The sequence below is a fragment of the Arcobacter sp. YIC-80 genome, assembly GCF_044841725.1.
Lineage (GTDB): Bacteria > Campylobacterota > Campylobacteria > Campylobacterales > Arcobacteraceae > Arcobacter_B.
Window position 1 is genome coordinate 28,592 of record NZ_JBJBSI010000012.1, and the last position, 12,469, is coordinate 41,060.

The window sequence follows — 12,469 nt, forward strand, 5'->3', positions numbered from 1 at the left end:
TAAATATCTAATTTAACTCACTACTATCTAAAATAAAAGTTACCGGGCCATCATTGTGAATATCAACATCCATATGAGCTCCGAACTCTCCTATTTGAGTGTGAATTCCTAAAGACTCAAACTCCTTTACAAACTGTTCATACATAGCCTTTGCAATATCTGGTTTTTCACTGCTATCAAAACTAGGACGTCTTCCTTTTTTCACATTTCCTGCAAGAGTGAATTGAGAGATAATCAAAGCTTCACCTTTTACATCTAAAAGAGATAAATTCATCTTTCCATCACTATCAGAAAAGATTCTAAGATTTGCTATCTTACTTACAAGCTTACTTATATCTTCTTGTTTATCGCCTTTTTTTACACCAAGTAAGATATTTAAACCCTTCCCTATTTTTCCAACCACTTTTCCTTCAACTGTAACACTTGAAGAACTAACTCTTTGAATTACTGCTATCATCTATACTCCAACTTTTCAATTACTAACTTTTTATTCTCAAAAGGATCAATTATCGCTTCTATTTCATCAAACTTATACTTTAATCTAAAGCCTATTTTAGAACCTGTTGCTGTGCTTTCTAAGATATAAAATCTCTTATCATTTACATATAAAGCTTTCTTATTTGCTATTTTTTCTTTTAGATTTACTATTACAAATATATGTTTTGGAACTAGTACAAAATAAGCTTCATATCCACTTATTTTAAGAAGAGAGATTAAAAGATTTGATTTATCATCACAATCTCCAAAGTTTTGTTTTACTACTTGTTTTGCACTTCTTGCTACTGATTCATTTATCTTATATGGTATTGCTGTTGTGAAATCAAGCATTGCTTGAACTTCACACTTTTCATCACCTTTGATACAATCTTTTGTTAAGTATGAAGCTAATCTTTTTGTATAATCATCAACTCTTACTTGATTTACATAAGTGCTATCACCTATATCTATAAACTGATTTTTAACAATAAAAAATGAAGTGATTATCATATAAATCACATAAGCTATAAATACAAAAGATAGTATAAAAGAGAAGTATTTTAAAAACTTATTGTCTATTAGCATATCTTATTTAGTGCCTCTTTTAACACTTCATTACTATGTGAAGACTTCACAGCTATTCTTGCATAAGTACCATCTAAAAAATCAAAATTACTACAATCTCTTATCATGATTTTATAAGGTTTTAGTTTCTGTTGAAACTGTTTTGCTGTTATGTTTTTAAGTTTCACAAGAACATAGTTTGCACTACTTTGATAGATATGCTCTATTAGATTACAAGATTGAAGTATCTTTTCTAATTGGATTCTATTTTTTACATTTATAGCTTTTACAATTCTTTTAAAAGTGTAATCTTCCAAAGCAGCTTGTAAATAGTTTGAATCAAACTGAGATAACTTCCACATTGGTTCAAACCTTCTTAAACTATCTATATTTTGCTCATTTGAAACAATAGTTCCAATTCTAATACCTGCACTTGAATAGAACTTTGTCATTGATTTTAGGATATAAAGTTTGTCGTATTTTTTGATATATTTTGTAGCTGATTTTCCATCACAAAAATCTAAAAAACTCTCATCTATCAAAATAGTACAGTTTCTTTTTATCCAATACTCAAGTAGTTTATCAATATCATAGTAAGTTCCATCAGGAGTTGAAGGATTTACAAAAACTACTAAACTTCCCTCTTTTACTGGTAAAAAAACATTTTCAAATCTATTTATAGTTCGAAGTTCATAGCCAAAGTTTATAGAAGCTTTTTTATACTCTAAATAAGCCGGACTATAAATAGTACAGTGTGTTAAATCAAGATGCCTAAACAAAGTAAAAATAGCACTACTTCCACCATTGAAAAGCTCAATTTGATTTGGCTTTACACTATAGTTTAAAGCTATTTTCGCATATAAACTATCATAAGTTGGATAAGCTGAAATATCAAGTGAGTTAAAATCCAAATTGATATTTGGTTTAATAAAGTTGATATTTGAAGATAAGTCTATTATATCTTTTACTTCGCACTCAAGCTCTTTGGCAAAAGCTTCTACTTGACCACCATGCTCAAAAGTATTCATACTACTAAAACCAATGCCACATTAAGTAAGATTAGTTCTACATGCTCTAAAGTAAAACCTAAACAATCCCCATTTACAAAACCAAACTGCTTATCTAGCTTCTTTAAAATCAAATAAAAACTAAATAGTGAAACAAATAAAAGGGTTAAAACATAAGAGCCAATAAACAAAGCAAAAACTATATACAAAAGACTAAAAAGTTTAACTTTTCCTACTCCTGCATCTTGAAAGGCAAGAGATAAAAAACTATCTTTAGCAAATTTAAAGTAGCCAAGTAAATAAATAAAATTTAGCCTTGAAAACATACAAATTATAAAAAACAGAACATACTGCTCTTCAAAAAGTAAGTATGTAATAGCTGCAACTTTTAGTAAAACAAAACTAAAAGTATATAAAGCCCCAATAGCTCCAATAGTTGGTTCTTTCATGATTTTATAAGCATCTTTTCCACCATGTGAAGCAAACCAAGCATCAACCACATCACAAACTGCTTCAAGGTGTAAAAAACCATATAAAGCAAGATATATAACAGCACTTATGAAAGAAGCATATAAAGGATTAAATAGCTCATTTAATCCTAGATTTAAAACTATTACAAGTGTTGAGATAATAGCTCCAACTAAAGGTAAAAGAGCTAAAGTATATTTGTAAGTTTCATTGTTTATTTCCATGTTTTTTACAAAAACTGGAATAGTTGAGAAATATGAAAGTGCAAAATAAAAGGCATTTAAAACTGTTTTCATTTTAGTCTTTTCTCCAAGCTATATTTTACCTCATAAACCTCATCACATTTTTGAGCTAAATATTGTCCTAAAAGACCTGAGATATCCACAAAGTCTCTACTATATCTCTCCATAGGAATTACACCATTTCCAATATCATTTAAAATAAAAATTACATTACAATCAAGTGCAAATATTTGATTCAACTGTTCTTTCATTGAGTCTATTCCATCATCCATATTGTTTAATATAAACATTGTCATACAATCAATCAGGTAAGTTTTACCCTCTTTTACAACTTTTATTAAATCCTTTGGCTCTTCAATAGATAAAAAGTCATCTTTTCTCTCATCTATATGTCTTGAAATTCTCTCAGCCATTGCCTCATCATTATATGAGTTATCATAAGTTGCCACATAATATGGCTTTTTATCTTTTGATAACTCTAAAGCTTTAGCACTAGCTTTTGAAGTTTTTCCTGACTTTTGACCACCAAAGTAAAATATTTTCATTATAATCCTAAAAAGTTTTTAATACCTGTAAATACAATCTGAGCTGATAAGGCAGCTAAAAATAGACCTGTGATTTTTGAGATTACTAATAAACCTTGTTTTCCTACTACTTTTTCAATGTAAGTAGACATATAAAGCATAAAACCTATCATTAAAACAGCACAAACTAAAGCAAAACTTCCCATAAGCATAGAGGAAGTATTATCAAAAGTAGCACCCATTACAAGTAAAATACCAATAGTACCTGGGCCTATTGTAATAGGAATAGCTAAAGGTACTACTGCTAAATCACTTACATTATCAACGCTTTTTTTACTACCCTCTTTATTTCCTTTGATTAAATCAACAGCTGATAAAAATAGTAAAGCCCCTGCACCTATTCTAAAAGCATCTAAAGTTATACCAAATACTTCAAAAATATGTTTTCCAAAGAAAACTAAAACTAAACTCATAACAATAACTGAGATAGTAACTTTTATAGCTAAAGCTTTTTTTTCTTTAACTGTTGCTTCATTTGTTACTGTTAAAAATACTGACAACACAAAAAATGGTGTCATAATAAAAAACATTTTTAAAAATGTTGAAATAAATACTTCCACTATCTTATCCTAAGAAACTTTCAATTTTATCTGTTAGAGCTTGTTTATCAACTCCATTTATAGAAGCATAACAAAGAGCACCTCCACAACCAACACCCTCTTTTGCTTCACCTTCATCATAAAGCTTTAAAGCAGAATGAGAAGATAAATTAAAGTCAAAATCACTTGCGTAAGCATTTATAGAAAAGTTTAACTGCTCTAATAAAGCTTTTATATCTGAATTTTTATCTTCTTTTATCCATTTTGTTGTACATAAAGCAATATTTTTAGTATCAACAACTCCACCCATGCCCTCAACAATTGAATTAGCAATAAGTAAAGCACTTGCCATTTGTGTACCACCTGCAAGAACTACTTTTAAATCATCTCTTCCCGTTGAACCAAGTATAAACCCTGCTGTAAAAATCAACATATTATCAGATACTTTTGACAATATAGCAAAAACATCATCCTCTTCATTTATTAAAGCCATAGCTTCATCTATAGTTTTTGCTCTTATATCATCTGGTGAGTTTTTAAATGAACTTGAAAATAGTTCATCAGCTTTATATCCTAATGCTTTAGCTGTTGCATAGGCTGTTGTAGTTCCACTTGGAACTGACTCACCTAAAATCACATAATCACTTTGAAGTTCTAGATTTTGAGCAAATTCAACACCCTTTTGGAAAACATCCATCGCGTTTATGTTTGCATTTTTATTTATAGCTTCACTTGGTTTTAAATCAAAATTATGAACTTTAAAATAGTCTAATTTAGGAAGTACTTCTAAACCTAAATTTAGTATTTCTATATTTAAAAAAGGTTTTAGTTCATGTACAGCTCTTGTAATAAGTGCAGGAGTTGGTACACCTTTTGGTGTTTGAGCTATATTTTCTAAAGATCTAACTTCTTTTACACATAAAAACTCACTATCAAGTGTAGGGGTAAGGTATAATCTTCCAGGAATTCCAGCTTGGGAAATATTAGGTATTTCACAAGTTTTTGTAACACTTGTATTCAATAAAAAAGAAGCTGATTTTCCCCTAAGAGATTCAAGAAAGTCTACACTTCCTAAAATAGTTTTAAAGTTCATTAAAAACCTTTATATAAATTTTTAGGAAGTATAACAAATATTAGTTTTAAAGTGGTTTTTCTTAGAAATTCTTATTTACAATTTCTAAGAAATCTTTAGGGTTTTTATATCCTACAATCTGAGATGATTTAACCTCTTTATTGTTTTCATCCCAAAAGATAAGTGCAGGAGGTCCAACTACTCCAAACTTAGCTTGTAAAGCTTTATCATCATCAGTGTTTTTTGTAACATCAGCTTTTAATAAAGTAAAGCCTTTTAGCTTTTCAATAACCGCAGGATCTTTAAATGTAATTGCTTCTAACTCTTTACAAGATACACACCAATCAGCATAAAAGTCTAACATTACAGGTTTAGAAGAAGCTTTTATAGCATCTTCTAACTCTTTTAAATTCTTTATATATTTAAAATCTAAAGCTTTTTGCTGTAAAACTACACCTTTTGAAGATGTAAACATAGAGTAAGGTTTTAAAGGATTTGTAGCACCACTTAAAGCACCTACCATTAAAGAAACACCATATATAAAAATCACAACTGTAATCAATTGAGCTAAAATATGTTGATATATTTTTAAATAAATTGCTGTAGCTAATAATAATAAAGCCCATAACCACATAACATAAATAGGATCTAACACTCTATCAAGCATCCAAACTGCAACACCTAGCATTACAATACCAAATATTTTTGATACAGAATCCATCCAACCACCTGGTTTTGGCATGTATTTTCCTGCACCTAATCCAATTAAAAGTAAAGGTACACCCATACCCATACTCATTACAAATAGTGCTGCTCCACCAAGTACAGCATCACCTGTTTGTCCTATATATACTAAAGCTCCAGCAAGTGGCGCTGCAACACAAGGACCTACTATAAGTGCTGATAAGAATCCCATAATCGCAATACCTGCAACACCTTGTTTTTCTTTTCCATCTGTTGTTTTTGTGATTTTATTTTGAATACTTTGAGGTAACTCCAATTTAAAATATCCAAACATAGAAAAAGCAAGTGCAACAAATATACCTGCAAATACTACTAAAACATACGGATTTTGAAGTGCTACTTGTAAGTTTGCACCAAATACTCCTGCGACTACTCCTGCAATTGTATATGCTAATGCCATTGAAATTACATACACAAAAGATAAGAAGAAGCCTCTTGCTGGTGTTATTTCACTTTCATTTCCTGCTTTAACAATAATAGATGAAAGAATAGGAATCATTGGGAAAATACAAGGAGTTAAAGATAGTCCAAGTCCTGCTAAGAAAAAGAATCCAAGTATTACAAAAAAGCTTCCACCTTTAAGTAAATTTGCTATTTCATCTGTTTCATTTAAAGCTTGTGTTTCTTCTTTTGTTTCAACACTTTTTTCTTTTTGAACATCTGTCTTTACAACTGAATTATTAGTATCACCAAATCCTACTAAGTCTAAAGTATATTTTTCACTCATTGGAGCATAACAAAGTCCAGCTTTTGAACATCCTTGAAACTTAACTTCTATCTCATAATTATTTGAATCAATTTTTGACTTTAAAAGTGAAATGGGAATATTAATATCTAAGTTATCAAATTGCACCATCCACTCTTCATAAGGAACAGCTTCGGGGATATTTAAATCCTGTGTAATTTCTATCTTTGATGGCTTAGTAATAAAAACTTTTAATTTATCATCATAAAGATAAATATCTTGTCCTAAACCTAACTTAAAATTAATTGCGTCTTGTGTTTTACTAAAGCTTGGTTGAAAAGCTTGATGTGGTTCTAAAATGACTCTTTTCTCAATTGAAAAAACTGATTGAAAAAGTAATGCTAATAAAATTATCGATCTGATTATAAACACTTAAATTACTCCTGTTCTAATTCGAAAATTTTTCTTGAACTTTTTTGAAGTTCAACTGCTGATTGTATTCCAACTATTGTTTGTATAGCTTCTCCATCTTTAAAATATACTAATGATGGAAGTTTAGTGATATTATATTTTTTTGCAAGAGATAATTGCTCATCTATGTTTACTTTATAAATACTTATATTATCTGATTTTATTATATCAAACTCTTGTAGTTTTTTATTTAATACTTTACAAGGAGGACACCATACAGCATAAAAATCGATAATAACATTTTTACCTTTTATTTTAGATTGAAAATTATCTGTAGTTAACTCTTCAAATGCAAAAAGTGAAACCACTGTAAAAAGAAATGTAATTAATATTTTTTTCATAAAACTAGCCTTTAAATAAATCATTATTATAATCATGACATTATATATTATAAATATAAAGAGTTTGTTAATTTGTTTAACTTATATTATATATATTTTTTATTATAATTTTTTATTATATTTAAAGGGATAATTAAAATGAGTGAATTAGTTGACTTACAACCTAAAACTGTAGAAAAAATGATAGATGATTCAAGTGTTGTAATGATAGATGTAAGAAGAGAAGATGAATGGGAAAGAACAGGTATTATAAAAAATGCCCATAAAATGACTTTTTTTGATATATATGGTAACCATAATGTTGAAGAATGGATGAAGGATTTAGAAAAAATTGTCCCATCTAAAAATACTACCATTGTACTTATTTGTGCCCATGCAAATAGAACTAGAACAATTGGTAATTTCTTAATTGAACAAGGGTATAAAAATACTGCTCATTTATTTGGTGGTATGGCCTTATGGCAACAAGAATTAAGACCTACTATTAAGCATAAAGCTTAATAGGTCTAATAAATTAAGCTTCTGAAGCTTTTTTATCTGCACTTGCTTTTTGTAAAATTTCAATAACCTCATCTAAATTTTCATAAGGAATATGTGATTTCCACTGAACATCTTGACCATTTAAAGAAATACCAATACTTACAATATCTGCTGTATCTTTCCCATAAGGCTCAGTTACATTTGAAATAGAAATTTGTCCTTTTTTTGTTCCTGCTAAAGGAAGTGAACCTAGCTGTGTAATAGTTGACATTTTTAATCCTTAGTGTTATAAATTTATTTTTTATTTTACATAAATAAGCTTGTGTTTTATTAAAATCAATCAATATTTATATTAGGTTTACCTAAATAGTACCCTTGAAACTCATTTACACCCATTTCTAATACAGTTTTAAATACCTGTTCACTATGTATAAATTCAGCTATAACTTTTATATTTAGTGCCTTTGAAAATTCTACTATTGATTTTACTATTTCATAAGAGTTTTTATCTTCATTAATACTTTTTATCAAAGAACCATCAATCTTTATATAATCAGGTCTTGTTTCTAAAATATGAGCAAAATTTGAATATCCTGTACCAAAATCATCAATAGCTATTTTTATACCTTGAGCTCTATATTTTTTTATAAATTCATTTAATATTTTATAATCTGAGATAAAATCACTTTCTAAAAGTTCAAAAACTAATCTATTTTTATAAACATTATCAATATGATTTAAATAATTATCTAACATTTCTACAAAAGTTCTATCTTGAATATCTTTAAAACTTAAATTTATACTTATTTGTTTATCTGTATTTTTTAAAGCTTCAAAAGTTTTTTTGAATAATTGAGAGGCTAAATAAGGATATTGTTTTGTCTTAATAGCCACATCTAAAAATTTATAAGGAAGAATATACTCTTCTTCTCCTTTTTCATTTTTATCTCTTATTCTCATCAAAGTTTCATATTTAACAACTTCTTTTTTATCATTACAAATAGCTTGGAAAAAAGGTACAATATTGTCTTTTTCTATTGCATCTTTTATCTTATCTCTCCAATATATAGCTTTTTTTATTAACTCTTTTGTATCAAATTCATCTGAATAAGAAACTGATTTAAGATTACTTGATTTTGCTTTTTTTAGTGCAATTCCAGCTGTTTTTAGAGGTTCTTCTTGTCCTAAAGATATACCAGTGGTAATATCTATAAAAATATCTATATTTAAATTTTCTAAATATATTGATTTATTCTTGAATAACTTATTTAGCTCTCTCATTAAATCTTGGAACTTTTTTGTATCTAACATATTATTTTTAACAATCGCAAATTCATTTCCATAAATCCTATAAGCAGTTGAATTATATTTGATAGCTAAAGATCTTAACCTTTTTGCTACTTCAATTAATACAAGGTTTCCAGAAGAGAATCCATAAAGCTCATTTAAATCATTAAAAGAATCAATATCTATAATAATCAAAGAAACAAAATCTTCATTTTTAATATTCTCTTCAAGAGCATATCTATTTTCTAAAGTAGTTAACTCATCATAAAAAAGCTTTTCTTGAATTTCTTTTGTTTTAGCTTTAACTTCAACTTCTAAATTTTGCTTATTATTTTCAATTTGATTTATCATACTATTAAATTGATTAGCAAGAAAACCTATTTCATCATTTGTTTTTTTACTAAGATAAAACTCTTTTGTTTTTTCATCTTTAACTTCATTTAACATTTTATTTAAAGGACTAATAACTTTGATTGTAATAAAAATCCCAATAATCGCTAACACTGAAAAAAGTAATAAGGAAATATTTAAAAGAAGTGAATTTATACCTGCTAAAAAGATCGAAAATTCTTCTGTATAAATTGATGAAACTATATAGTAATCCAACGTTTTATTATATCTTATCCAAGAAACTTTTTCATAAGTAAAATTATTAGGATCATATACTCTATTCCAATTATATGTAAATGTTTTTTCTTTTTTATATGATTCCATAACCTTATCATATAAAGTAATATTTTCTTGTTTTAACTTTATTTCTTTTACATTCTTTGTATTTAATTCAGAAGAAGGATTAACTATTAATCTTCCTGTTTTATCAAAAATATAAACATAGCCATTTTTACCTAAACTTATATTTTTTAATAGAAAATCAATTTCATAAATAAATTTTTCTTTATCTTTAAAACTTTTAGATTTATAATTTATAGTAGATACAATTTTTTCAAATTTTTCTTTTATTTGTTCTTTTTGAGTATTTGCAAGGTATGTATTTATTTTAGGAGATAAGAAAAAAACTACAAAAAATAAATATGCAAGAAGCAAGAGGATTAACATCCACGTTACTTTAAAAAATATTCTATTAGCCATAATTTCCCTAATTATTTTTAATTAAGGAATTATAACGTAATTTTTTTACATTAATATAAAATTTATTTTTATTTTAATGTAGCAATTTTATCTGTATATTTAATATTTTGCTCTAAAAGCTCTTCAATTTGAACAAAATCTTTTTCCCAAAGCATAACAACTGTAGAGCCCATTTTAAAGTAACCTAAACAGTCAGCTTTGCTTATTTTAATATTTTCATATTCATATACTTTAATTTCAGCTGTATCAATATTTGTTTCAACTCTTGGTTCAAATTCAAATACCATTTGTCCAACATTAAGTGCACCAACAAAAACCATATAGAAAACTTTTCCGTCTGTTTCACACTCTATGATAACTCTTTCATTTTGAACAAAAAGTTCTAGTTCTTTATTTAAATACTTTAAATTAACAGGATAAAGTTTACCTGGAACATGAATAAGTTTTTTTAACTCAAAATCAAAAGGCGAATGGTATCTATGGTAATCTTTTGGAGATAAATAAAAATTCATAAAATCTCCATTTTCTAACTTTTCAAAATTATCTTTACAATAAAAAGTTAATAAATCCTCATAAGAGTATTCCATTCCTTTTATCTGTAAAGCTAAATCCCCTTGAATTTTTCCACACTGTGTTATTAAACTATCAGTTGGTGAGATAAACTCATTAGCAGCACTCTTAACTTCTCTTTGTATCTCAAGCTCTCTTGTAAATAAAGCATTTAAAGATTTATAATGTTTTGGGTGCTTAAATTCACTCATATTTAAGCCTAAAAACTTAACATACCCTCTATTAATAATACTTTGAATAGGTGATGGGAATTGAGTTTTCGCAAATTTGCCAAACCATTGAGAAATTACATTTGTAATGTGCATATTTTTCCTTTTATAAATTAGTAATGTAATATTATCAAGATTTACTTCTTAAACTGCTTTAATTAAGTATAATTAGTTAATGTAATTTTAAAGATAAACTTTTTCTTTGAAAAGTTTTGATAAAGTTTCATTTCATTTAAAAAATATTAAGGATTATATTAATGTACAAAATTATAGTAGCCAATCAATGTGGTTGCTTTAAAAGAAGTAATTTACAAAATAATTTAACTTTTCAATCTAAAGATGAAGCTCTTTTAAAAGCAATCGAAATGAAAAATCAAATGAATAAAGAATTCTGTAAAAAACACGAATTTGATGTTCAAGAAATGTATAATAACTTTGTTATCTCATTTTATAGTGATGCAAGAGATAACTGCTGTGGAAATGGATGTTGTTCATAAGAACAACATCTATATCTTAGGTACTAAAATAAAAAGTCTTCCTTTTTCCTTCATAAGCCCTGCCAACTCTTCGGCATTATTTCCATAACCAAAAAAGAAATCAGCTCTAACTTCGCCTTTTATAGCACCACCTGTATCTGCTGCAACAACTAATTTATTTATAGGTTCTTTCGTCTTTGGATTTTTTGTTTGAATAAAAACTGGCATTCCTAAAGGAATATGTCTTCTATCAACTGCTATATTTCTTTTTGCTAGAAGAGGTACTCCTAAGCTCCCTGTTGCTGTTTGTTCATTTTTTGTAAAAAATATATAACTAGGATTTGTATTTAAAATCTCATCAATTTTATTTGGATTTTCATCTAAAAACTTTTTTATTGTTTGTAAAGATATATTTTCTTTTTCTAAGTAACCTTTTTCAAGCATAGTCTTACCAATAGCTACATATTTTCTTCCATTTTGATTTGCATAACCAATATTTATAATCTCACCATTTTCTAGTTGTACTCTACCTGAACCTTGAATATGTAAAAAAAATAAATCTACTTTATTATCTACATAAACTATGGGTTCTAAATCTTTTCTTTTCTCAATCTGCTCTCTTGAATCATAAGGATATAGAAGTCCATCTTTTACTTTTGCTTTATATTTAAATCTCTTAAAATTCATATACTTTTGCTTATCTTTTAATGTGACTAAATCTTTTGGTGTCTTATAAATTGGATACTTATATCTTTGAGTTTTTTTCAAGCTTCCATAGAGTAAAGGTTCATAATAACCTGTAATTAAACCTAAGTCACCTTTATTTGAAACCAAAATTCTTGGAGTAAAATATTTTGTAAAAAACTCCTCACCATTTTCATAATATAAAGAGTTTTCACACACATTCTCAAAAATATGATTCTTTGAAGCTTTCTCACATGCTTTTTTAAAAACAATTAAAGCTTCATCTAAATCATCATCAAAAAAACCATGCATATAATCATAAGTTGACTTCTTCAAAGTAGGAGTTGGCTCTTGTTTATTTGAAGAACATCCTGAAAACAATAAAATTAAAGAAATTGTAAATATAATAAACTTCATAATTCTCCTAATACTCAAACATTGAGAGTTCTAATATTTTTGAGTTTTATTATTATATAAATA

Annotated in this window: 15 protein-coding genes; 2 read left to right on the forward strand and 13 right to left on the reverse strand. The window is 27.2% G+C overall.

Annotated features, from left to right (window positions below):
* Positions 1-7: 7 nt before the first annotated feature.
* The 9 genes from dtd to ACH5BK_RS13060 all read right to left on the reverse strand — a co-directional run bounded on the left by dtd (position 8) and on the right by ACH5BK_RS13060 (position 7,194).
* Positions 8-457: a D-aminoacyl-tRNA deacylase gene (gene dtd, locus ACH5BK_RS13020; RefSeq protein WP_404308101.1), complete on the reverse strand. Its 450-nt coding sequence runs from the start codon at positions 455-457 to the stop codon at positions 8-10.
* Positions 454-1,062, reverse strand: a complete 609-nt coding sequence (locus ACH5BK_RS13025) for a hypothetical protein (RefSeq protein WP_404308103.1) — start codon at positions 1,060-1,062, stop codon at positions 454-456. The genes dtd and ACH5BK_RS13025 overlap by 4 nt, the downstream gene beginning before the upstream one ends.
* Positions 1,056-2,069 (reverse strand): aminotransferase class I/II-fold pyridoxal phosphate-dependent enzyme, encoded by a 1,014-nt coding sequence (locus ACH5BK_RS13030; protein WP_404308105.1) that lies wholly within the window; start codon positions 2,067-2,069, stop codon positions 1,056-1,058. The genes ACH5BK_RS13025 and ACH5BK_RS13030 overlap by 7 nt, the downstream gene beginning before the upstream one ends.
* Positions 2,066-2,812 (reverse strand): adenosylcobinamide-GDP ribazoletransferase, encoded by a 747-nt coding sequence (locus ACH5BK_RS13035; RefSeq protein WP_404308107.1) that lies wholly within the window; start codon positions 2,810-2,812, stop codon positions 2,066-2,068. Before ACH5BK_RS13035 ends, ACH5BK_RS13030 begins: the two co-directional genes overlap by 4 nt.
* Positions 2,809-3,303 (reverse strand): bifunctional adenosylcobinamide kinase/adenosylcobinamide-phosphate guanylyltransferase, encoded by a 495-nt coding sequence (locus tag ACH5BK_RS13040; RefSeq protein WP_404308109.1) that lies wholly within the window; start codon positions 3,301-3,303, stop codon positions 2,809-2,811. The genes ACH5BK_RS13035 and ACH5BK_RS13040 overlap by 4 nt, the downstream gene beginning before the upstream one ends.
* On the reverse strand, positions 3,303-3,902 hold the full coding sequence (locus ACH5BK_RS13045) for a MarC family protein (protein ID WP_404308111.1): 600 nt from the start codon (positions 3,900-3,902) through the stop codon (positions 3,303-3,305). Before ACH5BK_RS13045 ends, ACH5BK_RS13040 begins: the two co-directional genes overlap by 1 nt.
* Positions 3,903-3,906: 4 nt before the next feature.
* The gene (locus tag ACH5BK_RS13050; protein WP_404308113.1) at positions 3,907-4,974 is read right to left on the reverse strand and encodes a nicotinate-nucleotide--dimethylbenzimidazole phosphoribosyltransferase; all 1,068 of its coding nucleotides are present in this window, start codon (positions 4,972-4,974) and stop codon (positions 3,907-3,909) included.
* A gap of 61 nt (positions 4,975-5,035) precedes the next feature.
* Entirely contained in the window at positions 5,036-6,814 is a 1,779-nt protein-coding gene (dsbD, locus tag ACH5BK_RS13055) for a protein-disulfide reductase DsbD (protein WP_404308115.1), read from the reverse strand.
* 5 nt (positions 6,815-6,819) lie between these two features.
* Positions 6,820-7,194 carry a thioredoxin family protein gene (locus ACH5BK_RS13060; protein WP_404308117.1) on the reverse strand — a complete coding sequence of 125 codons (375 nt, stop codon included), beginning with the start codon at positions 7,192-7,194 and terminating at the stop codon, positions 6,820-6,822.
* Between the two features lie 138 nt (positions 7,195-7,332).
* Here ACH5BK_RS13060 and ACH5BK_RS13065 point away from each other — a divergent pair, with 138 nt between their 5' ends.
* Complete coding sequence (locus tag ACH5BK_RS13065) at positions 7,333-7,695, forward strand: rhodanese-like domain-containing protein (protein WP_404308119.1); 363 nt, start codon at positions 7,333-7,335, stop codon at positions 7,693-7,695.
* Between the two features lie 13 nt (positions 7,696-7,708).
* On the opposite strand, the gene ACH5BK_RS13070 is transcribed toward ACH5BK_RS13065, so the two are convergent.
* The 3 genes from ACH5BK_RS13070 to ACH5BK_RS13080 all read right to left on the reverse strand — a co-directional run bounded on the left by ACH5BK_RS13070 (position 7,709) and on the right by ACH5BK_RS13080 (position 10,925).
* Positions 7,709-7,945: a hypothetical protein gene (locus ACH5BK_RS13070; protein WP_404308121.1), complete on the reverse strand. Its 237-nt coding sequence runs from the start codon at positions 7,943-7,945 to the stop codon at positions 7,709-7,711.
* Positions 7,946-8,010: 65 nt separating this feature from the next.
* The gene (locus ACH5BK_RS13075; RefSeq protein ID WP_404308123.1) at positions 8,011-10,050 is read right to left on the reverse strand and encodes an EAL domain-containing protein; all 2,040 of its coding nucleotides are present in this window, start codon (positions 10,048-10,050) and stop codon (positions 8,011-8,013) included.
* 68 nt (positions 10,051-10,118) lie between these two features.
* Positions 10,119-10,925, reverse strand: a complete 807-nt coding sequence (locus tag ACH5BK_RS13080; RefSeq protein WP_404308125.1) for a phosphatidylserine decarboxylase — start codon at positions 10,923-10,925, stop codon at positions 10,119-10,121.
* A gap of 161 nt (positions 10,926-11,086) precedes the next feature.
* Between ACH5BK_RS13080 and ACH5BK_RS13085 the strand changes: the two genes are divergently transcribed.
* Complete coding sequence (locus tag ACH5BK_RS13085) at positions 11,087-11,326, forward strand: hypothetical protein (protein WP_404308127.1); 240 nt, start codon at positions 11,087-11,089, stop codon at positions 11,324-11,326.
* 9 nt (positions 11,327-11,335) lie between these two features.
* Here ACH5BK_RS13085 and ACH5BK_RS13090 read toward each other — a convergent pair whose 3' ends face one another.
* Positions 11,336-12,406 carry a murein transglycosylase A gene (locus tag ACH5BK_RS13090; protein ID WP_404308129.1) on the reverse strand — a complete coding sequence of 357 codons (1,071 nt, stop codon included), beginning with the start codon at positions 12,404-12,406 and terminating at the stop codon, positions 11,336-11,338.
* Between the last annotated feature and the right edge of the window lie 63 nt (positions 12,407-12,469).

Bases quoted from the DNA above. Each gene is read 5' to 3' on its own strand.
- ACH5BK_RS13060 (WP_404308117.1), bottom strand. From the start codon at position 7,194: ATGAAAAAAATATTAATTACATTTCTTTTTACAGTGGTTTCACTTTTT.
- ACH5BK_RS13065 (WP_404308119.1), top strand. From the start codon at position 7,333: ATGAGTGAATTAGTTGACTTACAACCTAAAACTGTAGAAAAAATGATA.
- ACH5BK_RS13050 (WP_404308113.1), bottom strand. From the start codon at position 4,974: ATGAACTTTAAAACTATTTTAGGAAGTGTAGACTTTCTTGAATCTCTT.
- ACH5BK_RS13080 (WP_404308125.1), bottom strand. From the start codon at position 10,925: ATGCACATTACAAATGTAATTTCTCAATGGTTTGGCAAATTTGCGAAA.
- ACH5BK_RS13040 (WP_404308109.1), bottom strand. From the start codon at position 3,303: ATGAAAATATTTTACTTTGGTGGTCAAAAGTCAGGAAAAACTTCAAAA.
- ACH5BK_RS13025 (WP_404308103.1), bottom strand. From the start codon at position 1,062: ATGCTAATAGACAATAAGTTTTTAAAATACTTCTCTTTTATACTATCT.
- ACH5BK_RS13085 (WP_404308127.1), top strand. From the start codon at position 11,087: ATGTACAAAATTATAGTAGCCAATCAATGTGGTTGCTTTAAAAGAAGT.
- ACH5BK_RS13075 (WP_404308123.1), bottom strand. From the start codon at position 10,050: ATGGCTAATAGAATATTTTTTAAAGTAACGTGGATGTTAATCCTCTTG.
- ACH5BK_RS13035 (WP_404308107.1), bottom strand. From the start codon at position 2,812: ATGAAAACAGTTTTAAATGCCTTTTATTTTGCACTTTCATATTTCTCA.
- dtd (WP_404308101.1), bottom strand. From the start codon at position 457: ATGATAGCAGTAATTCAAAGAGTTAGTTCTTCAAGTGTTACAGTTGAA.
- ACH5BK_RS13090 (WP_404308129.1), bottom strand. From the start codon at position 12,406: ATGAAGTTTATTATATTTACAATTTCTTTAATTTTATTGTTTTCAGGA.
- ACH5BK_RS13070 (WP_404308121.1), bottom strand. From the start codon at position 7,945: ATGTCAACTATTACACAGCTAGGTTCACTTCCTTTAGCAGGAACAAAA.
- ACH5BK_RS13030 (WP_404308105.1), bottom strand. From the start codon at position 2,069: ATGAATACTTTTGAGCATGGTGGTCAAGTAGAAGCTTTTGCCAAAGAG.